Source organism: Klebsiella sp. ZJOU C1, from assembly GCF_035620215.1.
In the GTDB taxonomy this organism is placed as follows: domain Bacteria; phylum Pseudomonadota; class Gammaproteobacteria; order Enterobacterales; family Enterobacteriaceae; genus Klebsiella; species Klebsiella variicola.
Window position 1 is genome coordinate 1,940,707 of record NZ_CP141644.1, and the last position, 23,343, is coordinate 1,964,049.

23 protein-coding genes and 1 pseudogene are annotated in these 23,343 nt (G+C 58.4%); 19 read left to right on the plus strand and 5 right to left on the minus strand.

Features of this window, described 5'->3' with window-relative positions:
• The 13 genes from yceG (at position 1) to SPE70_RS09160 (ending at position 11,548) form a co-directional block, all read left to right on the plus strand.
• Complete coding sequence (gene yceG, locus SPE70_RS09100) at positions 1-1,023, plus strand: cell division protein YceG (RefSeq protein WP_016160617.1); 1,023 nt, start codon at positions 1-3, stop codon at positions 1,021-1,023.
• Positions 1,013-1,654: a dTMP kinase gene (gene tmk / locus SPE70_RS09105; RefSeq protein WP_023339888.1), complete on the plus strand. Its 642-nt coding sequence runs from the start codon at positions 1,013-1,015 to the stop codon at positions 1,652-1,654. Before yceG ends, tmk begins: the two co-directional genes overlap by 11 nt.
• The gene (gene holB / locus SPE70_RS09110; protein WP_012968571.1) at positions 1,651-2,655 is read left to right on the plus strand and encodes a DNA polymerase III subunit delta'; all 1,005 of its coding nucleotides are present in this window, start codon (positions 1,651-1,653) and stop codon (positions 2,653-2,655) included. Before tmk ends, holB begins: the two co-directional genes overlap by 4 nt.
• 10 nt (positions 2,656-2,665) lie before the next feature.
• Positions 2,666-3,460, plus strand: a complete 795-nt coding sequence (locus tag SPE70_RS09115; protein WP_008805992.1) for a metal-dependent hydrolase — start codon at positions 2,666-2,668, stop codon at positions 3,458-3,460.
• A gap of 296 nt (positions 3,461-3,756) precedes the next feature.
• Positions 3,757-5,190 (plus strand): PTS glucose transporter subunit IIBC, encoded by a 1,434-nt coding sequence (gene ptsG / locus SPE70_RS09120; RefSeq protein ID WP_008805993.1) that lies wholly within the window; start codon positions 3,757-3,759, stop codon positions 5,188-5,190.
• Between the two features lie 261 nt (positions 5,191-5,451).
• Complete coding sequence (gene hinT, locus SPE70_RS09125) at positions 5,452-5,808, plus strand: purine nucleoside phosphoramidase (protein WP_004204571.1); 357 nt, start codon at positions 5,452-5,454, stop codon at positions 5,806-5,808.
• 4 nt (positions 5,809-5,812) lie between these two features.
• On the plus strand, positions 5,813-6,187 hold the full coding sequence (locus SPE70_RS09130; protein ID WP_002900683.1) for a YcfL family putative periplasmic lipoprotein: 375 nt from the start codon (positions 5,813-5,815) through the stop codon (positions 6,185-6,187).
• Positions 6,188-6,208: 21 nt separating this feature from the next.
• On the plus strand, positions 6,209-6,847 hold the full coding sequence (gene lpoB / locus SPE70_RS09135; protein WP_162493324.1) for a penicillin-binding protein activator LpoB: 639 nt from the start codon (positions 6,209-6,211) through the stop codon (positions 6,845-6,847).
• Positions 6,828-7,655, plus strand: coding sequence for a thiamine kinase (gene thiK, locus SPE70_RS09140; RefSeq protein WP_048271547.1), 828 nt, complete (start codon positions 6,828-6,830; stop codon positions 7,653-7,655). The genes lpoB and thiK overlap by 20 nt, the downstream gene beginning before the upstream one ends.
• 23 nt (positions 7,656-7,678) lie before the next feature.
• A complete protein-coding gene (nagZ, locus tag SPE70_RS09145) occupies positions 7,679-8,689 on the plus strand; it encodes a beta-N-acetylhexosaminidase (RefSeq protein ID WP_162494430.1) in 1,011 nt (336 codons plus the stop codon).
• A gap of 35 nt (positions 8,690-8,724) precedes the next feature.
• Positions 8,725-9,267, plus strand: a complete 543-nt coding sequence (gene ycfP, locus SPE70_RS09150; RefSeq protein ID WP_002900775.1) for an alpha/beta hydrolase YcfP — start codon at positions 8,725-8,727, stop codon at positions 9,265-9,267.
• A gap of 244 nt (positions 9,268-9,511) precedes the next feature.
• On the plus strand, positions 9,512-10,816 hold the full coding sequence (locus SPE70_RS09155; protein WP_008805997.1) for an NAD(P)/FAD-dependent oxidoreductase: 1,305 nt from the start codon (positions 9,512-9,514) through the stop codon (positions 10,814-10,816).
• Between the two features lie 192 nt (positions 10,817-11,008).
• Positions 11,009-11,548: a glycine zipper 2TM domain-containing protein gene (locus SPE70_RS09160; protein WP_008805999.1), complete on the plus strand. Its 540-nt coding sequence runs from the start codon at positions 11,009-11,011 to the stop codon at positions 11,546-11,548.
• Between the two features lie 57 nt (positions 11,549-11,605).
• On the opposite strand, the gene SPE70_RS09165 is transcribed toward SPE70_RS09160, so the two are convergent.
• Positions 11,606-13,795: a TonB-dependent siderophore receptor gene (locus SPE70_RS09165; RefSeq protein ID WP_022065355.1), complete on the minus strand. Its 2,190-nt coding sequence runs from the start codon at positions 13,793-13,795 to the stop codon at positions 11,606-11,608.
• A 69-nt stretch (positions 13,796-13,864) separates the two neighbouring features.
• On the opposite strand from SPE70_RS09165, the gene SPE70_RS09170 reads away from it, so the two are divergent.
• The gene (locus SPE70_RS09170) at positions 13,865-13,987 is read left to right on the plus strand and encodes a hypothetical protein (protein WP_012542233.1); all 123 of its coding nucleotides are present in this window, start codon (positions 13,865-13,867) and stop codon (positions 13,985-13,987) included.
• A 52-nt stretch (positions 13,988-14,039) separates the two neighbouring features.
• Here SPE70_RS09170 and SPE70_RS09175 read toward each other — a convergent pair whose 3' ends face one another.
• Positions 14,040-14,675, minus strand: a complete 636-nt coding sequence (locus SPE70_RS09175) for a TetR/AcrR family transcriptional regulator (protein ID WP_008806001.1) — start codon at positions 14,673-14,675, stop codon at positions 14,040-14,042.
• Positions 14,672-14,791, minus strand: a complete 120-nt coding sequence (locus tag SPE70_RS09180; protein WP_046622381.1) for a hypothetical protein — start codon at positions 14,789-14,791, stop codon at positions 14,672-14,674. The genes SPE70_RS09175 and SPE70_RS09180 overlap by 4 nt, the downstream gene beginning before the upstream one ends.
• 133 nt (positions 14,792-14,924) lie before the next feature.
• Here SPE70_RS09180 and bhsA point away from each other — a divergent pair, with 133 nt between their 5' ends.
• Complete coding sequence (bhsA, locus tag SPE70_RS09185; RefSeq protein ID WP_012542232.1) at positions 14,925-15,182, plus strand: multiple stress resistance protein BhsA; 258 nt, start codon at positions 14,925-14,927, stop codon at positions 15,180-15,182.
• Positions 15,183-15,310: 128 nt separating this feature from the next.
• Here the strand turns inward: bhsA and ldtC are convergent, their stop codons facing one another.
• Positions 15,311-16,270, minus strand: a complete 960-nt coding sequence (gene ldtC / locus SPE70_RS09190; protein ID WP_012542231.1) for a L,D-transpeptidase LdtC — start codon at positions 16,268-16,270, stop codon at positions 15,311-15,313.
• Positions 16,271-16,433: 163 nt separating this feature from the next.
• Positions 16,434-19,880, minus strand: a complete 3,447-nt coding sequence (gene mfd / locus SPE70_RS09195; RefSeq protein ID WP_023339892.1) for a transcription-repair coupling factor — start codon at positions 19,878-19,880, stop codon at positions 16,434-16,436.
• A 39-nt stretch (positions 19,881-19,919) separates the two neighbouring features.
• Between mfd and SPE70_RS09200 the strand changes: the two are divergent.
• From SPE70_RS09200 to lolE, 4 genes and pseudogenes are all read left to right on the plus strand, one after another.
• A pseudogene (locus SPE70_RS09200) lies at positions 19,920-20,042 on the plus strand (hypothetical protein); the annotation flags it as partial.
• Positions 20,043-20,184: 142 nt separating this feature from the next.
• Positions 20,185-21,384 (plus strand): lipoprotein-releasing ABC transporter permease subunit LolC, encoded by a 1,200-nt coding sequence (gene lolC / locus SPE70_RS09205; protein ID WP_012542228.1) that lies wholly within the window; start codon positions 20,185-20,187, stop codon positions 21,382-21,384.
• Positions 21,377-22,078: a lipoprotein-releasing ABC transporter ATP-binding protein LolD gene (lolD, locus tag SPE70_RS09210; RefSeq protein ID WP_002900798.1), complete on the plus strand. Its 702-nt coding sequence runs from the start codon at positions 21,377-21,379 to the stop codon at positions 22,076-22,078. Before lolC ends, lolD begins: the two co-directional genes overlap by 8 nt.
• The gene (gene lolE / locus SPE70_RS09215; protein ID WP_008806005.1) at positions 22,078-23,322 is read left to right on the plus strand and encodes a lipoprotein-releasing ABC transporter permease subunit LolE; all 1,245 of its coding nucleotides are present in this window, start codon (positions 22,078-22,080) and stop codon (positions 23,320-23,322) included. Before lolD ends, lolE begins: the two co-directional genes overlap by 1 nt.
• Positions 23,323-23,343 lie beyond the last annotated feature (21 nt).

A 23,343-nucleotide genomic window follows, 5' to 3' on the forward strand; every position in this document is an offset into this window, starting at 1 on the left:
ATGAAGAAAATGTTACGTTTTATTCTGCTGTTAGTGGTGGTGCTGGGCATCGCCGCGGCGGCAGGCATGTGGAAAGTACGCCAGCTGGCGGACAGCAAGCTGCTGATTAAAGAAGAGACCATCTTCACCCTGGAGCCCGGTACCGGCCGTCTGGCGCTGGGCCAGGATCTTTATCGCGAGAAGGTGATCAACCGCCCGCGCGTTTTCCAGTGGCTGCTGCGGGTGGAACCTGAGCTGTCTCACTTCAAAGCCGGGACCTATCGCTTCACGCCGCAGATGACGGTGCGCGAGATGCTGCAGCTGCTGGCCAGCGGTAAAGAGGCGCAGTTTCCGCTGCGCTTTGTCGAAGGTATGCGCGTCAGCGACTACCTGCGCCAGCTGCGCGATGCCCCGTACGTGAAGCACACTCTCGAGGATGATAGCTACGCGACGGTGGCTAAGGCGTTAGGTCTTGAGCATGCCGACTGGGTGGAGGGCTGGTTCTGGCCGGATACCTGGATGTACACCGCCAATACCAGCGATATCGCCATCCTCAAGCGCGCGCATCAGAAAATGGTCGCCGAAGTGGCGAAGATCTGGGAAGGACGGATGGACAATCTGCCCTATGCCGATCAGAACCAGCTGTTGACCATGGCCTCGATTATTGAGAAAGAGACCGCGGTGGCGGAAGAGCGCGACCGCGTCGCGTCGGTATTTATCAATCGCCTGCGCATCGGTATGCGCTTACAGACCGATCCGACCGTGATTTACGGGATGGGCGAGGGGTATACTGGTAAGTTAACGCGTAAGGATCTCGAGACGCCGACCGCATACAATACCTATACCATCAGCGGCCTGCCGCCTGGTCCTATCGCAGTGCCGGGCGAGGCGTCGCTGAAGGCGGCCGCCCATCCGGCGAAAACGTCATACCTCTATTTTGTCGCCGACGGGAAAGGGGGCCATACGTTTACCACAAACCTGGTCAGTCATAACCGTGCGGTGCAGGACTATCTGAAAGTACTTAAGGAAAAAAATGCGCAGTAACTATATCGTCATCGAGGGGCTGGAGGGCGCCGGGAAGACCACCGCACGTCAGCTGGTGGTGGAGACGCTGCAGTCGGCAGGTATTCACGATATGGTGTTTACCCGCGAGCCGGGGGGCACTGTCCTTGCCGAAAAACTGCGTAGCCTGGTGCTGGATATCCAGTCCACGGGTGATGAGGTCATTAATGATAAAGCGGAAGTGCTGATGTTTTACGCGGCGCGCGTCCAGCTGGTGGAGACCGTGATTAAGCCCGCGCTGGCCCGCGGCCAGTGGGTGATCGGCGATCGTCACGATCTGTCGACTCAGGCTTATCAGGGCGGCGGCCGGGGAATCGACCGTACGATGCTGGCGACGCTGCGCGACGCGGTACTCGGCAATTTCCGCCCCAATCTGACGCTGTACCTCGACGTCACGCCGGAAGTGGGGCTGCAGCGCGCCCGGGCCCGCGGAGAGCTTGATCGCATTGAGCAGGAGTCCATGAACTTCTTCAATCGCACCCGCGCGCGCTACCTTGAGCTGGCCGCTGCAGACCCGTCGATCCGCACGGTTGACGCGACCCAGCCGCTCGACGCCGTCGCTCGCGACATTCGCGCCACGATCGCCCAGTGGATGGCGGAGCAACCGGCATGAAATGGTATCCGTGGCTGCGCCCGTCGTTCGAGCAACTGGTCGGAAGCTATCAGGCCGGACGAGGCCACCACGCCTTGCTGTTACAGTCTCTGAGCGGGATGGGCGGTGAGGCGTTGATTTACGCGCTGTGCCGCTTCCTGATGTGCCGCCAGCCCGAAGGACATAAAAGCTGCGGCCGCTGCCATAGTTGCCAGCTGATGCAGGCCGGCACACATCCCGATTACTATCCGCTGATCCCCGAAAAGGGCAAGAGTGCGCTGGGCATTGATGCGGTGCGCGATGTCAATGAAAAGCTCTATGAGCGCGCGCGCCTCGGTGGGGCGAAAGTGGTGTGGATTAGCGATGCCGCTTTGCTGACCGATGCCGCCGCCAACGCGTTGCTGAAAACGCTGGAGGAGCCGCCGGAGAATACCTGGTTCTTCCTCGCCTGCCAGGAGCCGGCGCGTCTGCTGACGACTCTGCGCAGCCGTTGTCGCCTGCACCACCTGGCGCCGCCGTCGGAGTCTTATGCCCTGGCCTGGCTGGAGCGAGAGGTGAACCTGCCGCAGGAGTCACTGTTGACCGCGTTGCGTCTGTGCGCCAGCGCGCCGGCCGCGGCGCTCGAACTATTACAGGAACCGCAGTGGACGGCGCGGCAGCAGCTGTGTCAGGCCCTGGCGGCCACTCTGGCGAGCGGTGACTGGCTGGCGTTGCTGCCGATACTCAATCATGAACAGGCGGCGGTTCGCCTGCACTGGCTGGCATCGCTGCTGGTCGATGCGCAAAAACGACAGCAGGGGATTGCCCTGGTGAGTAACCCGGACGTCTGGCCGCTGCTGGAGCAGCTGGCGCACAGCCTGCCCGCCGCCCGGCTGCAGGCGATCGCCCATGACGTCTGTACCTGCCGTGAGCAATTGCTGAACGTCGTCGGCGTCAACCGCGAACTGCTGCTCACCGAGCGCCTGCTGCGCTGGGAACATTACCTGCAACCCGGGACGGTTTTACCCGTATCCCACCTCTGAGTGAGACATTATGTTTTTAGTCGACTCCCACTGCCATCTTGATGGTCTGGATTATCAAACTCTGCACAAAAACGTCGACGACGTGCTGGCAAAAGCGGCCGCGCGCGATGTGAAATTCTGCCTGGCGGTCGCCACGACCTTGCCCGGCTACCGCAGTATGCGTGAGCTGGTGGGGACGCGTGACAACGTCGTCTTCTCCTGCGGCGTGCATCCGTTAAACCAGGACGAAGCCTACGAGGTGGAGACCCTGCGCACGCTGGCGGCGGAAGAGGGCGTTGTGGCGATGGGGGAGACCGGTCTGGATTATTTTTATACCCCGGAAACCAAAGCCCAGCAGCAAACCTCGTTTCGCGACCACATACGCATTGGCCGCGAGCTGAATAAGCCGGTGATCGTCCACACCCGCGACGCGCGCGCCGATACCCTGGCCATTTTACGCGAAGAAAAGGTGACGGATTGCGGTGGCGTACTACACTGTTTCACTGAGGACAGGGAGACAGCGGGTAAATTGCTCGACATGGGGTTCTATATCTCGTTTTCCGGTATCGTCACTTTTCGTAACGCCGAGCAGCTGCGCGATGCGGCGCGCTATGTTCCGCTGGATCGCCTGCTGGTGGAGACCGATTCGCCGTACCTGGCGCCAGTCCCCCATCGCGGCAAAGAGAACCAGCCGGCGCTGGTCCGTGACGTTGCGGAATACATGGCGGTACTGAAAGGCGTGTCGCTGGAGCAACTGGCCCAGCAGACCACCGATAATTTTGCCACTCTGTTCCATATTGACCCCGCCCGCTTACAACCTGCTTGATCTGCTTATTATTTTAAGGCTCGTAATTAATAACCAAAGCGAGTAAAGTTCACCGCCACAAAAGTGGCGGTGAAGGTTTTTTGGCAACATCTGGATACAACTTATGTAAGCTGATGTAAATTTTTACCGTAAGGCTGATTGAAACGTGATAGCCGTCAAACAATCATCCCGTTAATTATTTTACTCTGTGTAATAAATAAAGGGCGCTTAGATGTCCTGTCCACGGCACGGTTCTCCCCCCGGGCCAATGCGTGAAAACGTAAAAAAGTACCAAATACTCAGGAGCACTCTCAATTATGTTTAAGAATGCATTTGCTAACCTGCAGAAGGTCGGTAAATCGCTGATGCTGCCGGTATCCGTACTGCCTATCGCAGGTATCCTGCTGGGCGTCGGTTCCGCAAACTTCAGCTGGCTGCCAGCCGTGGTCTCCCACGTTATGGCAGAAGCAGGCGGTTCAGTTTTCGCCAACATGCCGCTGATCTTCGCTATCGGTGTGGCCCTCGGCTTCACCAATAACGACGGTGTATCCGCACTGGCTGCAGTCGTGGCTTACGGCATCATGGTGAAAACCATGGCGGTGGTTGCGCCGCTGGTGCTGCATTTACCTGCTGAAGAGATTGCGGCAAAACACCTGGCTGATACCGGCGTGCTTGGCGGTATTATCTCCGGTGCTATCGCCGCGTACATGTTCAACCGCTTCTATCGTATCAAGCTGCCAGAATACCTGGGCTTCTTTGCGGGCAAGCGCTTTGTACCGATTATCTCTGGTCTGGCCGCTATCTTCACCGGCGTGATCCTCTCCTTCATTTGGCCGCCGATCGGTTCCGCGATCCAGACCTTCTCCCAGTGGGCTGCTTATCAGAACCCGGTGGTAGCGTTTGGTATCTACGGTTTCATCGAGCGTTGCCTGGTGCCGTTTGGTCTGCACCACATCTGGAACGTTCCTTTCCAGATGCAGATCGGCGAATACACCAACGCGGCTGGTCAGGTGTTCCACGGCGATATCCCGCGCTACATGGCAGGCGACCCGACCGCGGGCAAACTGTCTGGCGGCTTCCTGTTCAAAATGTACGGTCTGCCGGCAGCGGCAATCGCGATTTGGCACTCTGCTAAACCGGAAAACCGCGCCAAAGTGGGCGGTATCATGATCTCCGCCGCGCTGACCTCGTTCCTGACCGGTATCACCGAGCCGATCGAGTTCTCCTTCATGTTCGTGGCGCCGATCCTGTACGTTATCCATGCCATTCTGGCGGGTCTGGCGTTCCCGATCTGTATCCTGCTGGGTATGCGTGACGGTACCTCGTTCTCTCACGGCCTGATCGACTTTATCGTCCTGTCCGGTAACAGCAGCAAGCTGTGGCTGTTCCCGATTGTCGGTATCTGCTATGCGATCGTGTACTACGTCATTTTCCGCGTGCTGATTAAAGCCCTGGATCTGAAAACACCGGGTCGTGAAGATACCACCGAAGAGAGCAAAGCTGGCGCAACCAGCGAGATGGCTCCGGCTCTGATCGCCGCTTTCGGCGGTAAAGAGAACATCACCAACCTCGACGCATGTATTACTCGTCTGCGTGTTAGCGTGGCGGATGTAGCGAAAGTTGACCAGGCTGGCCTGAAAAAACTGGGCGCCGCTGGCGTGGTAGTGGCAGGTTCTGGCGTACAGGCCATCTTCGGTACCAAGTCCGATAACCTGAAAACTGAAATGGATGAGTACATCCGTAACAGTTAAGACGTAGTATCGGGGAGACTAAGGCAGCCTATTGGCTGCCTTTTTTACGTTACGAGGTGAGGTTTTCTGAGGCGATAACCCTGAAGAGTATCCGGCAAATGCTTAATCCCTCAGCAGCTAAGTCTATAGTTGAATAAGAAAAACTGCTTTCAGGTTGAAAGAGAGGGAGGATGTCGCTCATACTCTTATCTGAACCTGTGCGTCCGCGTTTATCTGCAGAAGCAGGCCAGCGTATGGGATAAAACTAATAAGGAATCAGTCATGGCAGAAGAAACGATTTTCAGCAAAATCATTCGCCGGGAGATCCCGTCGGATATTGTCTATCAGGATGAGCTTGTGACCGCTTTTCGCGACATCTCCCCGCAGGCACCCACCCACATTCTGATTGTCCCGAATGTTCTGATTCCTACCGTGAATGACGTCACCACCGAACATGAGCTGGCGCTGGGCCGGATGATGACCGTCGCGGCGAAGATCGCCCGCGATGAAGGTCTTGCCGACGATGGCTACCGTTTGATCGTTAATTGCAACCGCCACGGCGGCCAGGAAGTTTACCATATCCACATGCATCTGCTGGGCGGTCGTCCGCTGGGCCCGATGCTGGCGCATAAAGGCTAACGCCATGCTCAGGACCCTTTTGGGCGCTTGCCTGGCGGCGGGACTGCTGGCCGGGTGTAGTTCACATCCGGAGATCCCGGTTTCTGACCAGCAGGCGCTGGTGATGGAGTCGAGCGTGCTGGCGGCCGGGATCAGCGCCAGCGAGCCTGCCGTGGTGGCGACGGAGATTCAGGCTACCGCCTCCTCAACGCTGTATAACGAGCGCCAGCAGCCGGTCACCGTGCACTATCGTTTTTTCTGGTATGACGCCCGAGGGCTGGAGATGCATCCGCTGGACGCGCCGCGCACCATCGTGGTTCCGGCACGCTCTTCGGTGACATTGTATGGTAGCGCCAATATCCTGGGGGCGCATAAGGCCCGCCTTTATCTTTATCTGTAAGGGGTAATTATAATGATGAAAATGTGTCGCTATGCGTTAATCACAGCACTGGCGATATTCCTCGCAGGCTGTGCGGGGTTACGTGAGCAGCCTGCGCCGGTCGAAGAGGCCAAACCGCAGCCGCAGCAGCCTGCGCAGCCGCAGCCCACGGTGCCGACGGTACCGGCGGTTCCTGCCGTACCGTCGCAGCCGGGGCCCATTGAGCATCAGGATCAGCAGTCTGGTCAGCCGGCGCCGCGCGTGCGTCATTATGACTGGAACGGCGCGGTCCAGCCGCTGGTGGGGCAGATGCTGCAGGCCAGCGGCGTCAATGCGGGCAGTATTCTGCTGGTTGACAGCGTGAACAACCGCACCAATGGTACGCTGAATGCGGGAGAAGCCACTACCGCGCTGCGTAATGCGCTGGCCGGCAACGGCAAGTTTACGCTGGTCTCGGCGCAGCAGCTGGGGGTCGCCAAACAGCAGCTGGGCCTGTCGCCGCAGGACAGCCTCGGCAGCCGCAGCAAAGCCATGGGTATCGCCCGCAACGTGGGCGCGCAGTATGTGCTTTACTCCAATGCCACCGGCAACGTCAACGCGCCTGAACTGAAGATGCAGTTGATGCTGGTGCAAACCGGCGAGATTATCTGGTCAGGTAAAGGTGCTGTTCAGCAACAATAAGCTGACGCGCGATGAGCTCTTGTCGCGCTTCTTCCCCCGCTATCATCCTGTCGCCTCGCTGAGCCAGAATGGCCTCAGCGGCGGCAGTGTGATTATCAGCGACGGCGACCAGCGGCACGTGCTACGTCAGCCGCACGACCCATCAGCCGCTTCCTGTTATTTCCGCCGTCAGTATCGCGCGCTCCGCCAACTGCCTGCCAGGCTGGCGCCAGCCCCGCTGTTTTACTCACCCTGCTGGATGGTGGTGGAATATTGCGCAGGGGAGGTGAAAAGCGAGTTACCGGCCTGCCCTATGCTGTCAGACTTATTGTATGACGTGCATCAGCAACCGCGATTCGGCTGGCGTGTTACCCTCGCACCGCTGCTGGCCCAGTACTGGCAGACGTGCGATCCGGCACGGCGCACGCCGCGCTGGCTGCGCTGGCATCAGCGGCTGCGCCGCCGGGGCGAGCCCCGTCCTCTGCGGCTGGCGCCGCTGCATATGGACGTCCATGCCGGCAATATTATCCACAGCGAGTCCGGCCTGAGGCTGATCGACTGGGAATATGCCGGCGATGGCGATATCGCGCTGGAGCTGGCCGCGGTGTGGATTTCCCCTCACCAGCGCCGCCAGCTGGCGGCGGCGTATGCCCGGCGGGCGGCCATCGACGCGCAGCAGCTTTGGCGGCAGGTTGTACTTTGGCGCCCGTGGGTATTGCTGCTGATGGCGGGATGGTATGAAATGCGCTGGCAGCAGAGCGGCGATCGGCAATTTATCACGCTGGCAGATGAAATATGGTGTCAGTTAGACAACGAACGTAAAGGATAAGAGAGGTCAGTGTGGGCCCAGTCATGTTGGATGTCGAAGGGTATGAACTGGATGCGGAAGAGCGAGAGATTCTGGCGCATCCGCTGGTGGGAGGGTTGATCCTCTTTACCCGTAATTATCACGATCCGGCGCAGCTGCGGGAGCTGGTGCGCCAGATCCGCGATGCCTCCCGGAACCATCTGGTGGTGGCGGTCGATCAGGAAGGGGGACGCGTTCAGCGTTTCCGCGAAGGCTTTACCCGTTTACCGGCGGCCCAGTCTTTCGCCGCGCTGCTGGGGATGGAAGAGGGGGGCAAACTGGCCGCCGAGGCCGGCTGGCTGATGGCCAGCGAAATGATCGCCATGGATATTGATATCAGCTTTGCGCCTGTGCTGGACGTGGGCCATATCAGCGCCGCGATCGGCGAACGTTCTTATCATGAAGATCCGCAGAAAGCGCTGACGATGGCGCGTCACTTTATTGACGGGATGCACGCCGCGGGTATGAAAACCACCGGTAAACACTTCCCGGGGCACGGAGCGGTGACTGCCGATTCGCACAAAGAGACCCCGTTCGATCCGCGTCCGGCATCGGTGATTCGCGACCACGATATGGCGGTATTCAAAAGCCTCATCGCCGAACAGCGTCTGGATGCCATCATGCCCGCGCATGTGATTTACCCGGAGCTCGACCCGCGCCCGGCCAGCGGCTCAGCGTACTGGTTAAAAACGGTGCTGCGCGGTGAGCTGGGCTTCGACGGGGTGATTTTCTCCGACGATCTGTCGATGGAAGGGGCGGCGATCATGGGCAGCTATGCCGAACGCGGTCAGGCGTCGCTGGACGCCGGTTGCGATATGATACTGGTCTGCAATAATCGTAAGGGCGCGGTCAGTGTGCTGGATAACCTGTCGCCGATCAAAGCAGAGCGTGTTACGAAATTGTATCATAAAGGTTCCTTTTCCCGTCAGGAGTTAAGGGATTCAGCCCGTTGGAAAACGGTGAGTGCCCAGCTGGAGCAGCTTCATGCGCGCTGGCAAGAGGCGAAGTCCGCGTAACGCTCTGCGGGGCGTTGTTGTCTGGTGAGGATGCGATGATTATCTATTTACACGGTTTTGACTCGAACAGCCCCGGTAACCATGAGAAGGTGATGCAGCTGCAGTTTATCGACCCGGACGTGCGGTTGATTAGCTACAGCACGCGCCACCCCAAGCACGACATGCAGCATCTGCTGAAAGAGGTCGATAAAATGCTGCAGCTTACCGCCGATGACCGGCCGCTGATCTGCGGCGTCGGTCTTGGCGGCTACTGGGCGGAGCGGATTGGTTTTCTGTGCGATATCCGCCAGGCGGTGTTCAATCCAAACCTGTTTCCGCATGAAAACATGGAAGGCAAAATCGACCGCCCGGAAGAGTATGCTGACATCGCCACCAAGTGTGTGACCAACTTCCGTGAGAAGAATCGCGATCGCTGTCTGGTGGTGCTTTCCCGGCAGGACGAAGCGCTGGACAGCCAGCGTTCCGCCGATCTTCTGCACCACTATTATGAAATTATCTGGGATGAAGAGCAGACCCATAAATTTAAAAACATCTCGCCGCACCTGCAGCGGCTGAAAGCGTTTAAAACCCTCGGTTAAGCCTTTTCCTCTGTCGCCAAACCCGCGCCGTGTTCACCGCGCGGGTTTTTTTATGCCTACACTTATTGGTTTCGCTGAAAAAATACGCGACAAAACTTGATGCATATCAATTTTGGTATGACCAATGCACCGTTCATGGTATTCTCGACGGTGCTGAATGGTTTCATTGACGTAACTTGTTGTTAAATAAAGGTTATTATCATAACTTTTATTTAACAATTGGTTAATAATTTTAGGGGTACACATGACTACGCCATTGAAAAAAATCGTAATTGTGGGTGGCGGCGCTGGCGGACTGGAACTGGCAACTCAGCTGGGGAAAAAGTTAGGGCGCCATAAAAAAGCGAAAATCACCCTGGTGGACCGTAACCACAGCCATCTGTGGAAGCCGCTGCTGCATGAAGTGGCGACCGGTTCTCTGGATGAAGGTGTCGATGCGCTGAGCTATCTGGCCCATGCCCGCAACCACGGTTTCCAGTTCCAGCTGGGCTCGGTGGTGGATATCAACCGCGAAGGGAAGACCATCACCCTCGGCGAGCTGCGTAATGAAAAAGGCGAGCTGCTGGTGGCTGAGCGTAAACTGCCGTACGACACGCTGGTGATGGCGTTGGGCAGTACCTCGAATGACTTCAACACCCCTGGCGTGAAAGAGAACTGCATTTTCCTCGACAACCCGCATCAGGCGCGTCGTTTCCATCAGGAAATGCTCAACCTGTTCCTCAAATACTCCGCCAACCTGGGTGCCAACGGTAAAGTGAACATCGCCATTGTCGGCGGCGGCGCCACCGGCGTGGAACTCTCCGCTGAACTGCATAATGCGGTGAAACAACTGCACAGCTACGGCTACAAAGGGCTGACTAACGAAGCGCTGAACGTCACGCTGGTCGAGGCGGGCGAGCGTATTCTGCCCGCACTGCCGCCGCGCATTTCCGGGGCGGCGCATAATGAGCTGACCAAGCTGGGCGTACGGGTGCTGACGCAGACCATGGTCACCAGCGCGGATGCAGGCGGTCTGCACACCAAAGATGGCGAATATATTGAAGCGGATCTGATGGTCTGGGCGGCCGGGATCAAAGCGCCAGATTTCATGAAAGAGATCGGCGGCCTCGAAACCAACCGTATCAATCAGCTGGTGGTCGAGCCGACGCTGCAGACCACCCGCGATGCGGATATTTTCGCCATCGGCGACTGCGCCTCCTGTGCGCGTCCGGAAGGCGGCTTTGTCCCTCCGCGGGCCCAGGCGGCGCACCAGATGGCTACCTGCGCGCTGAACAACATCCTGGCGCAGATGAAAGGCAAACCGCTGAAGGCGTATACCTATAAAGACCATGGCTCGCTGGTGTCGCTGTCCAATTACTCCACCGTCGGCAGCCTGATGGGTAACCTGATGCGCGGCTCGATGATGGTGGAAGGGCGTATTGCGCGCTTCGTGTACATCTCCCTGTATCGTATGCATCAGATCGCCCTGCACGGCTACTTCAAGACCGGCCTGATGATGCTGGTCGGGCGTATCAACCGCATCATTCGCCCGCGTCTTAAGCTGCACTAATACGCTGTCTTTACCCGGAGCCGCCCTGACGGCGCTCCGGGCTCTTCTGCTGAAACCGCGGCGATCCCGCTCGGAATCCTCTGAATCCCCTTGATTTGCTGCAAATTCTCGCACTTTTCATCCGCTATCTGATTTGCGCCCTCCCGGCTCCGGTTGCAAAATTGTATCAACAGCAACAAAGGAGGATCTCCCGTGAATAAATCTATGTTGGCGGGTATAGGGATAGGCGTGGCTGCCGCGCTGGGCGTTGCAGCTGTCGCTGGTCTCAACGTGTTAGATCGCGGCCCGCAGTATGCGCAAGTGGTCTCCAGTACACCGATTAAAGAAACCGTGAAAACGCCGCGTCAGGAATGCCGCAATGTCACGGTGACCCATCGTCGTCCGGTCCAGGATGAAAACCGTATCGCCGGTTCGGTACTCGGCGCGGTGGCCGGTGGGGTGATTGGCCACCAGTTTGGCGGCGGTCGCGGACGTAGTGTAGCGACGGTGGTGGGTGCGCTGGGCGGCGGCTATGCCGGCAACCAGCTGCAGGGGGCGATGCAGGACAACGATACCTACACTACCACCCAGCAGCGTTGTAAAACGGTATATGACAAATCCGATAAAATGCTGGGCTACGATGTGACCTATAAAATAGGCGATCAGCAGGGGAAAATCCGTATGGATCACAATCCTGGCAGCCAGATCCCGCTGGACAACAACGGCCAGCTGGTCCTGAACAACAAAATCTAAAAACAGATTTGTGTAGTGATTAGCCCCTCAATCGCTCAGGCTGAGGGGCTTTTTTTATCAGAAGGTTAACGCGTAATTCAGACCGAAGGTACGGCCACGGCCTTTGTATTCGTACAGCGATGAACTGCCGTAGGTCGGGCTGTAGAGCAGCGGCGCCCGCTGGCCCCAGATGGTGACATAGTCTTCGTTAAGCAGGTTTTCGATACTGAAGGTCAGTTTCCCCACCGGCAGCGCGTAACTGCCAATAAAATCAACGGTGTTATAGCCTTCCAGCTTGTTACCGGCGGCGTCGCTGAGGTCAAACACCTGCTGGCTCTGCACGCGCAGGCTCCACGGATCCGGCGCCCAACCCACCCAGGCGGTGGCTTTGGACGGTGAGGCGAGGGTGACATCCCATTTTTGCCAGCGGCCGTCGGTCTGCACCTGTGATTTCAGCACGTTGAAGTTACCGCCGACGCTCCAGTCGCTGTCCGGAATAAAGTAATCGACCGCTCCCTCAACGCCGTAAATACGCCGTTTGTCGGACTGAACGTCGATGGTCATGTCGGTGCGGTTGACGACGATGGTCTTATCCGAAGTCGAGTAATACGCCGCCAGCTGGGTGCGCAGGTTATCGCCGGTGTAGCGCCAGCCCAGCTCATACGAGTTAACTTTGATCCCCTGCAGCGGCGAGTCATCGACATTGACGCTGGAGATCAGCGGCAGATGGCCATTGACCGCCGCGCCGTATTTACCGATGCCGTAGTATTTACCGGGGTCCGGCAGCTCGACGCCCTGCGAGAAGTTAAACCAGGTCTGCTGACGCTCGGTCAGATGCGCCACGATCCCGGCGTTAAACAGGAAGTTATCGTAATCGGTTTTGCCGCCTTTGATGGCGTCGGCGGAGCGCGCTTTGCCGTTGGCGATATCCTGTTGCTGGGCGTAGCCGACAAAGTCGTCAACCCGGTTTTCGGTCCACTGGTAGCGTACCCCACCGCTGACGGTAAAGATCTCGTTCAGATCGTAGCTGGACTGCAGGAACGGCGCGACGTTGGAGATGCTGTATCCCGGATAGCGGCCGGTGGTGTAGATCGATTCGTTATGCAGCCCGCCGGACGCCAGCGATTGCTGCAGATCGAAGAACATCTGGTTGGCATTGAAGGTCTCATGATCGGCGTCGAGACCCCAGGTAAGATCCCATCCCGCCAGCGGCTGGCTGTTGAGGGTCAGCTTTGCGCCATACTGATCGGTATCCTGCTGCGACGAGGAGAAGCTACTGACCTGGCCTTTCGTAAGCGTCGGGAACGGATAGAAGGTGAGGGACTCATCGCGATAGTACACCTGGCTCACCAGATTCTGGCCGAAGAAGTCAGCATCGGAGTACTGGAGGCTGATCAGGTGGCGCTCAGTGCCGGGGATACGGTCGGAATTGAGCCCGTCGGTGGTGTACGCTTTGCCGCCGCTGGTGACCGCGGACATGTTCTTCCCGAGCCACAGGCCGTAGTCATCATCGCCCTGGCTTTTATAATACTGGGTGACAAGCTGCAACTGGCGATTGTCATCGATCTCAATCGTCCCCGTCCCCATCACGTCGAGGCGGTCAGAGTGCTGGAGCCCCGTTTGGGTGTTATCGAGGATCAGCGCATCGTTATTGCCATCGTACCAGCCGCCGAAACGCTGATAGGCTACCGATAAGCGCCCGGATGCATGGTCTGTCCCGCCGCTGACGGCCGCCGCGATGCGCTCATCGTGATCGTTACTGTTCGCAAACCCGCTCTTGCTGCCCACCTCGAGATCGACCTGGCGATCCTGCTGCCCTTTCTTGGTGACGATGTTGATAAGCCCGCCGGTACTGCCTCCGCCGTACAGCGAGGTCGCCCCGGAGATCACTTCGATATGTTCGATGTTAAAGGGGTCGATGGCGTCGAGCTGGCGACTGTCGGTGCGTGAGGAATTGAGCCGGACGCCGTCGATCAGCACGACGATGGCGCGCCCGCGCATGTTCATCCCGTAATTGGTGCGCCCCTGGCTGCTGACATCGATGCCCGGGATCAGCTGCGCCAGCACGTCTTTGAACTCTTTCCCGCCCTGGACCTGCTGCTCAATCTCCTGGCCCTCAATGACCCAGGTGGTTTGGGCCATTTCGGCCACGGTGCGATGGGTGCGGTTTGCACTAACGATGATGCTGTCTTCATCAGACTGAGCCGCCAGCGCAGGCAGCGAGCTGACCAGCAGCAGGGGGTGGAGCACCCAGAGGCGCTTTTTCATATCCATTCCTTTTATGAGCAAGTTGCTTTGTCGTTGTTATAGGCCGACGCCGGGTCGGCATTAGTTACAATGCGAAACATCTGGAAAAACTCAAAAAAGGATTTTGCACATAATGAATATCGCAATCAATATCATTTGCGTTTATCTTGCACGAGAAAAGGTAATAAAAATCAATCTATTTTGTGGGGATAAAGCCAACAGGAGAGTGGATCCGGCGGCAGAATACCGCCGGAGGCAGGGCACATCAGGACTCGAGGATCTGCGGCCAGAGACGGAGAGTGGTGTCGGTGATTTGCATCAGCTTGTCGAAATCCGCGCCTTCCCGCGCGCTAATCGACATCCCCTGCAGGACACAGTTGAGAAACTGCGCCAGCGGCGCGACGTCGCGGCCCGCGGGGAGTTCGCCCTGCGCTTGCCGCTGCTGCAGAAACTGAGTGAGCGCCTGCTCCTGCATCGCATGGCGGGATTTGATGGTATTGGCGATATCCGTCGAGGAGGCGGCCAGCGCGGCGGAGGTATTGATAATAAAGCAGCCGGCCGGCGTCTCTTTGCTGGTAAAGCAGGTGGCGACCGCCGTGAAGTAGTCGCGCAACGCCTGATCGACGGATTTCCCTTCGGCCAACAGCACGGCTTCGTGCTTCGCGGCAAAGCGCGAAATGTAACGATCCAACACTGCGCGGAACAGGCCTTCTTTATTCACAAATTCCGCATACAGGGTGGGGGCTTTTGCTCCTGTCGCCTCGACCAGATCGGCGAGCGAGGTCGCCTCATAGCCGTGCTGCCAGAAGAGTGTCATGGCTTTGTCCAGCGCCGCATCCCTGTCGAACACCTTCGGTCGGCCACGGCTTTTTTTGGCGCAACTTTGAACGTCAGTTGTCATGGTGCCGTTGTACCTATGTTGGTTTGGTGAAAAGCCATTATAAAAATAAACGATCGCCGGGGCCAGCGCTGTTGGTTTAAAAATAAATAAATCATATGCGTATGAAATTTAAGCATTTTATAAATAGTTAAACGATCGTTATAAAAATGCGTTGACGTGTGATGTAGATCACATTACTATTTACCTATCGATCGTTAAGTTAATACTTACGACCCTACTAAAAAATTCATCTGCACAGGTATAATAATCATGAAAACCGTTAATACTCTGGCTATTGCCGCCGTTCTTAGCTCACTCTCTTTCGCCAGCTTTGCCGCTGTTGAGGTGCAGTCCACCCCAGCGGGTCAGCATAAAGTAGGCACCATCTCTGCTTCTGCCGGGACTAACCTGGGCTCGCTGGAAGATCAGCTGGCGCAGAAAGCGGATGAGATGGGCGCCACCTCATTCCGTATTACTTCGGTAACCGGTCCGAATACCCTTCACGGCACCGCTGTTATCTACAAGTAAGCCCGATGCGTCGTTGCCCGGCCCCCTTCACCGGACAGCGATGAGTAAGACCCTGTTGTACCCCTGTTTGACCCTTGCCAACAAAAAACCCGCCATCAGGCGGGTTTTTTGTTTTGTGCAGCGTAAGACTACAACGACTGCGGTCCAGGGGCAGCATGACGCGTGACGTCAATGGGCATGCCCGAGCGGTAATTCATCGCGCGCTCCATCACCGTCCCGTCGGTTTGCGGCGCCTGTTTGAACTCCGTCATGGTCGCGTTAAGCGTAATGGGCAAGGTCTGCGGGTCGTCATCGATATGCTCAGACAGCGGCTGATGGACTTCAACCAGACGGCGGCCATCCGGCTCTACCGATACCTTGATCGGCGTGTTAATGATATTCACCTTAGTGCCTGGCGAAATGGCGTTGTACAGCGCCTTGATATCGTTGTCGCGCAGACGAATACAGCCCGAGCTGACGCGCATGCCGATGCCGAAATCGGCATTGGTGCCGTGCAGGAGATAGACTCCGCCATAGGCGGCAAGGCGGATGGCGTGATGGCCCATCGGGTTGTCAGGACCGGCTGGCACCACCGCCGGCAGCTCAATCCCCATTGCCTTGTAGCGGGCGCGAATGTTAGCGGTGGGCGTCCAGGTCGGATTGGCCCGCTTGTCAGACACGGTCGTGACCATCGTCGGCGTGATGGTGGTTCCGCCCAGCTGGCCGATGCCGATCGGGTAGACGGTCACTTCATTTTTACCCGGCGGGTAATAGTAGAGGCGCAGCTCGGCAAGGTTAATCACCAGCCCTTCGCGCGGCGCATCGGGCAGCAGCGTCTGCAGGGGGATGGTCAGCACGCTGCCGGCGCGGGGAACATAGGGGTCAACCCCGGGATTGGCCTGCAGCAGGGCCAGAAAACCGACATTGTACTTTTTGGCAATCGCCTCCAGCGAACCGCCGTTATCCTGCACCACGTGGAACGTATTCTGACCTACCAGCCGGCTGCCCGGCGGGGGAAGGGGCCAGGTGTTGGCGCGCGCGGGCAGAGCCAGCGCGGCGACCAGCGCGACCAGCGCCAGCCAGAGCGTAACGGGGAAACGGTTTCTCATTACCATAACTCCAAAATATACAAGTGGTTATTTTTATATGAAAAGCAGATGAGATTATGGCGTGAGTCTGTGTGGGGAAATCCAGGCGGATTGCAAAATGTTTGTAAAGATTGCCAGGTATGTAGGACGGGAGATACGGCCAGGGGGCCGTATCTCCTGCCAGTCAGGCGACGGCGTTCTCTTCCAGCTGACGCATAAACTGGCGAACCCAGTCCATCCGCGTTTTACGCTCTTCCAGATCCTGCATGAATTTCAGGCGCGTCGGCCCGTCCAGCCGGAAGTGCTGGGGCTGCTTCTGCAGCAGGCCGATCAACCACACCGGATTGACGTTGTTTTTCTCGTTAAATTCAATCACGCCGCCTTTTTCGTTGCTTTCCAGTTTGCGGATCCCCAGTTTCTGCGCCTGCTGACGCAGACGGGCAATATCCAGCAGGTTGCGGGCGGCATCGGGCAGGCGGCCAAAACGATCGATCAGCTCGACTTTGATCTCCTCCAGATCGAGTTCGTTTTTGGCGCTGGCAATGCGCTTATAGAATGACAGTCGCGTATTGACGTCAGGGATGAAATCGTCAGGCAGCAGGGAAGGCATGCGCAGTTCGACCTCCGTCTGCTGGCTGGTGAGATCTTCCAGCGAGGGTTCGCGTCCGGCTTTCAGCGCATCGACTGCGTTCTCCAGCAGCTCCATATACAGAGAGAAACCGATGGTTTCCATCTGACCGCTCTGATCTTCGCCGAGCAGTTCCCCGGCCCCGCGAATCTCCAGATCGTGGGTCGCCAGCGCAAAGCCGGCGCCGAGATCTTCCAGCGACGCAATGGCTTCAAGGCGCTTTTGCGCATCGGTGGTCATCGCTTTCGGATGCGGCGTCAGCAGCCAGGCATAGGCCTGATGATGCGAACGGCCAACGCGGCCGCGCAGCTGGTGCAGCTGGGCGAGGCCAAAATGGTCGGCGCGTTCGATGATGATGGTGTTGGCGGTGGGAATGTCGATCCCGGTTTCGATGATGGTGGTGCACACCAGCACATTGAAGCGCTGGTGATGGAAGTCATTCATCACCCGCTCCAGCTCGCGCTCCCGCATCTGGCCGTGGCCGATGGCGATCCGCGCCTCCGGCACCAGCTCCGCCAGCTTGTCGGCGGCTTTCTGGATGTTTTCGACGTCATTAAATAGATAGTAGACCTGGCCTCCGCGCAGCGTTTCGCGTAGGATCGCCTCGCGCACCACCAGGGCGTCGTATTCGCGAACGAAGGTCTTCACCGCCAGACGGCGCGCCGGCGGCGTGGCGATGATCGACAGGTCCCGCATCCCGCTCATCGCCATGTTCAGCGTCCGCGGGATCGGCGTGGCGGTGAGGGTCAGGATATCGACATCGGCGCGCATTGCTTTGATGCGTTCTTTGTGACGAACGCCAAAGCGGTGCTCTTCGTCGACGATCAGCAGCCCCAGATCGCGCAGCTTCACCTCGCTCTGCAACAGCTTATGGGTGCCGATTAAGATATCGATTTTGCCTTCCGCGGCCTGCTCGAGGATCTGCGCCTGCTCTTTAGCGCTGCGGAAGCGGGAGAGCATTTCGATGCGTACCGGCCAGTTGGCGAAACGATCGCGGAAGTTGTCATAGTGTTGCTGAGCCAGCAGGGTGGTCGGCACCAGCACCGCCACCTGCTTGTGGTTCTCCACGGCGAGGAAGGCGGCGCGCATAGCCACTTCGGTCTTACCGAAGCCCACATCGCCGCACACCAGGCGGTCCATGGCCAGCGGCTGGCACATATCGCTGAGGACGGCGTTAATCGCCTGCGCCTGATCCGGCGTGGTTTCAAACGGGAAGCCGTCGCAGAACAGCTGATACTGTTCGCGGTCGTGTTTAAAGGCAAAGCCCGCCTTCGCCGCGCGCTGGGCGTAGATATCCAGCAGCTCTGCCGCCACGTCGCGTACTTTCTCAGCCGCTTTTTGTCGCGCCCGGGTCCAGGCATCGCCGCCCAGCTTGTGCAGGGGCGCGTTCTCTTCCGCCCCGCCGGCGTAACGGCTGATAAGATGCAGGGAGGATACCGGAACGTATAGCCTGGCATCGTTGGCGTAAGTCAGCATCAGGTATTCGCCGGTGATGCCGCCGGCTTCCAGGGTGGTCATTCCCGCATAGCGGCCCACGCCGTGCTCCAGATGGACAACCGGCTGGCCGATATGCAGTTCGGCAAGGTTGCGAATGAGGATGTCAGGGTTGATTGTGCGACGTGAATCCTGCCGACGGCGCGCCACGCGCTCGCCGAGCAGGTCGCTTTCGCAAATCAGCGCCAGGCCGCGCTGACTGTCAATAAACCCGTGTTCGGCGGCGCCAATCATCAGATAGCGGCCATTGCCGGTGGCTTCTTCCAGACGCAGCACGTGTTTTGGCGCAATTTTAATCCGCGCCAGCATTTCGCTCAGCGCTTCACGGCGACCCTCGCTTTCCACGGAGAAGATCACCGGGCCGGTAAAGGACTCGAGGAAGCGGCGCAGATTATCCAGCGGCGCTTTGTTTTGCGCCTGCACCGCGAGATCAGGCAGCGTCTGGTAGCCCAGATTGGTATTCGCCGCTTTGTCCGCCAGGCGCTCGGTTTTCAGCTGTACGCGCGGCCATTTTTTCAGTTCGCCGAACAGCTCATCGCTGCGCAGCCACAGCAGTTCCGGCGGCAGGAGCGGGCGCATCGGATCGACGCCGCGGTTTTCGAAGCGGGCGCGGGCTTCATTCTGGAAACGTTCCGCGCTGGCCTCGAGATCGCCGGTGTTGACGATCAGGGTGCTGGCCGGGAAATAGCTAAATAACGGCGGCAGCGGCTCGCTGAAGAACAGCGGCTGCCAGTATTCGATACCGGCAGGCAGTGTCCCTTTACTGACCTGCTGATAGATATGCTCGGCATCGCGCTTCACCTCAAAACGGTCGCGCCACTGACTGCGGAACAGCTCGATGGCGGTCTGGTCGGTGGGAAACTCGTGCGCCGGCAGCAGGTTAATGGCCGCCACTTCCTCCAGCGTGCGTTGGCTGTCGACGTCGAACAGGCGCAGGCTGTCGATTTCATCGTCAAAGAAATCGAGGCGGTAGGGCTGATCGCTGCCCATCGGGAACAGGTCGAGCAGCGCGCCGCGGGTGGCATATTCGCCGTGCTCCATCACCTGATCGACATGGCGGTAGCCGGCACCCTCCAGCTGATCGCGCAGCGCATCGCGCGACAGGCGCTGGCCCTTTTTCATCACCAGCGCGTGCCCGTGAAGGAAGCTGTGCGGACAGACGCGCTGCATCAGGGTGCTGACCGGGACGATCAGTACGCCGCGCTGCATGGTGGGTAACTGGTAAAGGGTGGCAAGACGGGAGGAGATGATATCCTGGTGCGGCGAGAAGCTGTCGTAGGGGAGCGTTTCCCAGTCAGCCAGCCCCATCACCATGCTGTCGGTGAACTGCCTGATCTCGTCGTTCAGACGCAGCGCGTTTTGCATGTCAGGTGCCACCAGCACCACCGGGCCTTTGTGGCGTTCGGCCATCTCTGCCACCAGGGTAGCGCAGGCCGCGCCGGTCAACTCGCCAAGCTGGCGCAGATCACCGGCTTTGGCCGGCAATGAGTATCGATATTGTTCAGGCATAGACGGTTTCATGGTCTCTTGGGGATTCGCTCTGCCGATATGGAGGGCAACTCGCTGATATTCAATAGTGAGATTATCCGCGATTGGTCTGGATTCGCCAACCCGAATTGCCATCAGGTGTTGGTTCAACAAACATCCGGGTTGCGGATAAGCGTAAAGATATATCAGCAAGGTCTTATCTATCCGATTGTATTTGCTTGGTTTTTAGGATTATTGCTAATAAAGTCGTCAGGTATCAGTCATTTACGCTGCTCGTATTCGCTTATATACTCGGGCATCGGCTATCAGCAACCAGATGGATGACATGTACCAACCTGCCGCACTCTTTATCGGCCTGCGCTATATGCGCGGGCGCGCAGCCGACCGCTTCGGTCGATTCGTCTCCTGGCTCTCAACCATCGGCATTACGCTTGGCGTAATGGCGCTGGTGACGGTCCTGTCGGTGATGAACGGCTTTGAACGCGAGCTGCAAAACAATATCCTGGGGCTGATGCCGCAGGCCATTCTTAGCGCCAAACAGGGCTCGGTGAACCCTCAGCAACTGCCGGAGCGCGAGGCGAAACTCCAGGGGGTGACCCGCGTGGCGCCGATCACCACCGGTGACGTCGTCCTGCAGAGCGCGCGCAGCGTGGCGGTCGGGGTCATGCTGGGCATTGATCCGGCGCAGAACGATCCCCTGACTCCGTACCTGGTGAACGTCAAACAGAGCGATCTGCAGGCGGGCAAATATAACGTTATTCTCGGCGAACAGCTGGCGGGCCAACTGGGGGTTAATCGTGGCGATCAAATTCGTGTGATGGTTCCTTCCGCCAGTCAGTTTACGCCAATGGGCCGCGTGCCGAGCCAGCGTCTGTTCACGGTTATCGGCACCTTCGCCGCCAACAGCGAAGTCGATGGTTATCAGATGCTGACCAACATCGACGACGCCTCTCGTTTAATGCGTTATCCGCTGGGGAATATCACCGGCTGGCGCCTGTGGCTGGATAAACCGCTGCAAGTGGATACCCTGAGTCAGCAGACGCTGCCGCCGGGTACCCAGTGGCAGGACTGGCGCGAGCGCAAGGGCGAACTGTTCCAGGCGGTGCGCATGGAGAAAAACATGATGGGCCTGCTGCTGAGCCTGATCGTCGCCGTCGCGGCCTTCAACATTATTACCTCGCTGGGGATGATGGTGATGGAGAAGCAGGGCGAAGTGGCTATCCTGCAAACTCAAGGGCTGACGCCGCGGCAGATCATGGCCGTCTTTATGGTGCAGGGCGCCAGCGCCGGGATCGTCGGCGCGCTGTTGGGAGCCGTGCTTGGCGCGCTGCTCGCCAGCCAGTTGAATAATTTAATGCCGATCATCGGCGCCTTCCTTGACGGCGCGGCGCTGCCGGTGGCGATTGAGCCGCTGCAGGTTATTGTTATCGCCCTGGTGGCGATGGTGCTGGCCTTGTTGTCTACGTTGTACCCTTCCTGGCGCGCTGCCGCCACCCAACCCGCTGAGGCTTTACGTTATGAATAAGATCCTGCTGCAATGCGACAACCTGTGCAAACGCTATCAGGAAGGCAATGTGCAAACCGATGTCCTGCACAATGTCAGCTTCAGCATTGGTGAAGGCGAGATGATGGCCATTGTCGGCACCTCCGGCTCTGGCAAAAGTACGTTGCTGCATCTGCTCGGCGGCCTGGATACGCCCACCTCTGGCGACGTGATTTTCTCCGGCCAGCCGATGAGTAAACTCTCCACCGCCGCGCGCGCCGACCTGCGTAACCGCGAGCTGGGCTTTATCTATCAGTTCCACCATTTGCTGCCGGACTTTAGCGCGCTGGAAAACGTGGCGATGCCGCTGCTGATTGGCAAAAAGAAGCCAGCGGATATTGAACGCCAGGCGAAAGCGATGCTGCAGGCAGTCGGGCTTGAACACCGCAGCCATCACCGTCCGTCGGAGCTCTCCGGCGGTGAACGCCAGCGGGTGGCGATTGCCCGCGCGCTGGTGAATAAACCGCGGCTGGTGCTGGCGGATGAACCGACCGGTAACCTTGATGCTCGCAACGCCGACAGCATCTTCCAGCTGCTGGGCGAACTGAACGTCGCGCAGCGCACCGCGTTTCTGGTGGTGACCCACGACCTTCAGCTGGCGAAACGCATGAGCCGCCAGCTGGAGATGCGTGATGGCCGTCTGACCGCCGACCTGACCCTGATGGGGGCCGAGTAATGGCGTCTCCGTTATCGTTACTGATTGCATTACGTTTCAGCCGTGGACGGCGGCGCGGCGGCATGGTGTCGCTGATCTCGGTGATCTCCACCATCGGCATTGCGCTGGGGGTGGCGGTGCTGATCGTCGGCCTCAGCGCGATGAACGGTTTTGAACGCGAGCTGAACAACCGCGTGCTGGCGGTGGTGCCGCACGGCGAAATCGAACCCGTGAACCAGCCGTGGAATAACTGGCAGGAGGCGCTGGCGAAGGTGCAGAAGGTGAAGGGGATTGTCGCGGCAGCGCCCTATATTAACTTCACCGGCCTGGTGGAGAGCGGCAGCAATATGCGCGCCATCCAGGTGAAAGGGGTCGACCCGCAGCAGGAAACCCGGCTCAGCGCGCTGCCCACCTTTGTGCAGAATAACGCGTGGGCCGGATTCAAGGCCGGCGAACAGCAGGTGATTCTGGGAAAAGGGGTCGCCGATGCGCTGCACGTGAAGCAGGGGGACTGGGTGTCGATCATGATCCCTAACGCCGACGCCGACCATCAACTGCTGCAGCCAAAACGCGTCAGGCTGCATGTGACCGGAATTTTACAGCTGAGCGGCCAGCTCGATCATAGTTTTGCCATGATCCCGATGCAGGATGCGCAGCAGTACCTGGAGATGGGCGGCAGCGTGACCGGCATCGCCATCAAGGTCACCGACGTTTTCCACGCGAACAAACTGGTGCGCGACGCCGGCGAGGTGACCAACAGCTACGTCTACATCAAGAGCTGGATCGGCACCTATGGCTATATGTATCGCGATATCCAGATGATCCGCGCCATTATGTATCTGGCGATGGTGCTGGTGATCGGCGTGGCCTGCTTTAACATCGTCTCGACGCTGGTGATGGCGGTCAAAGACAAAAGCGGCGATATTGCGGTGCTGCGCACGCTTGGCGCAAAAGACGGCTTAATTCGCGCGATTTTCGTGTGGTATGGTTTATTAGCCGGATCGGTAGGCAGCCTGTTTGGGGTAGTGATCGGCGTGATCTGCGCGTTGAACCTGACGTCAATCATCAACGGTATCGAATACCTGATTGGGCATAAATTCCTCTCCGGCGACATCTATTTTATTGACTTCCTGCCGTCAGAACTGCACTGGCTGGACGTCTTTTATGTGCTGGTGACAGCACTGTTGCTGAGTTTGCTGGCCAGCTGGTATCCCGCCCGCCGCGCCAGCCGCATCGACCCGGCGAGGGTGCTGAGTGGCCAGTAATTTATCGTCATCGTCGGCTTT

What these genes read in the sequence shown, in the direction of transcription:
- yceG (WP_016160617.1), top strand. Translation starts at nt 1, where the DNA reads ATGAAGAAAATGTTACGTTTTATTCTGCTGTTAGTGGTGGTGCTGGGC.
- tmk (WP_023339888.1), top strand. Translation starts at nt 1,013, where the DNA reads ATGCGCAGTAACTATATCGTCATCGAGGGGCTGGAGGGCGCCGGGAAG.
- holB (WP_012968571.1), top strand. Translation starts at nt 1,651, where the DNA reads ATGAAATGGTATCCGTGGCTGCGCCCGTCGTTCGAGCAACTGGTCGGA.
- SPE70_RS09115 (WP_008805992.1), top strand. Translation starts at nt 2,666, where the DNA reads ATGTTTTTAGTCGACTCCCACTGCCATCTTGATGGTCTGGATTATCAA.
- ptsG (WP_008805993.1), top strand. Translation starts at nt 3,757, where the DNA reads ATGTTTAAGAATGCATTTGCTAACCTGCAGAAGGTCGGTAAATCGCTG.
- hinT (WP_004204571.1), top strand. Translation starts at nt 5,452, where the DNA reads ATGGCAGAAGAAACGATTTTCAGCAAAATCATTCGCCGGGAGATCCCG.
- SPE70_RS09130 (WP_002900683.1), top strand. Translation starts at nt 5,813, where the DNA reads ATGCTCAGGACCCTTTTGGGCGCTTGCCTGGCGGCGGGACTGCTGGCC.
- lpoB (WP_162493324.1), top strand. Translation starts at nt 6,209, where the DNA reads ATGTGTCGCTATGCGTTAATCACAGCACTGGCGATATTCCTCGCAGGC.
- nagZ (WP_162494430.1), top strand. Translation starts at nt 7,679, where the DNA reads ATGTTGGATGTCGAAGGGTATGAACTGGATGCGGAAGAGCGAGAGATT.
- ycfP (WP_002900775.1), top strand. Translation starts at nt 8,725, where the DNA reads ATGATTATCTATTTACACGGTTTTGACTCGAACAGCCCCGGTAACCAT.
- SPE70_RS09155 (WP_008805997.1), top strand. Translation starts at nt 9,512, where the DNA reads ATGACTACGCCATTGAAAAAAATCGTAATTGTGGGTGGCGGCGCTGGC.
- SPE70_RS09165 (WP_022065355.1), bottom strand. Translation starts at nt 13,795, where the DNA reads ATGAAAAAGCGCCTCTGGGTGCTCCACCCCCTGCTGCTGGTCAGCTCG.
- SPE70_RS09170 (WP_012542233.1), top strand. Translation starts at nt 13,865, where the DNA reads ATGCGAAACATCTGGAAAAACTCAAAAAAGGATTTTGCACATAATGAA.
- SPE70_RS09175 (WP_008806001.1), bottom strand. Translation starts at nt 14,675, where the DNA reads ATGACAACTGACGTTCAAAGTTGCGCCAAAAAAAGCCGTGGCCGACCG.
- SPE70_RS09180 (WP_046622381.1), bottom strand. Translation starts at nt 14,791, where the DNA reads ATGCTTAAATTTCATACGCATATGATTTATTTATTTTTAAACCAACAG.
- bhsA (WP_012542232.1), top strand. Translation starts at nt 14,925, where the DNA reads ATGAAAACCGTTAATACTCTGGCTATTGCCGCCGTTCTTAGCTCACTC.
- ldtC (WP_012542231.1), bottom strand. Translation starts at nt 16,270, where the DNA reads ATGAGAAACCGTTTCCCCGTTACGCTCTGGCTGGCGCTGGTCGCGCTG.
- mfd (WP_023339892.1), bottom strand. Translation starts at nt 19,880, where the DNA reads ATGCCTGAACAATATCGATACTCATTGCCGGCCAAAGCCGGTGATCTG.
- lolC (WP_012542228.1), top strand. Translation starts at nt 20,185, where the DNA reads ATGTACCAACCTGCCGCACTCTTTATCGGCCTGCGCTATATGCGCGGG.
- lolD (WP_002900798.1), top strand. Translation starts at nt 21,377, where the DNA reads ATGAATAAGATCCTGCTGCAATGCGACAACCTGTGCAAACGCTATCAG.
- lolE (WP_008806005.1), top strand. Translation starts at nt 22,078, where the DNA reads ATGGCGTCTCCGTTATCGTTACTGATTGCATTACGTTTCAGCCGTGGA.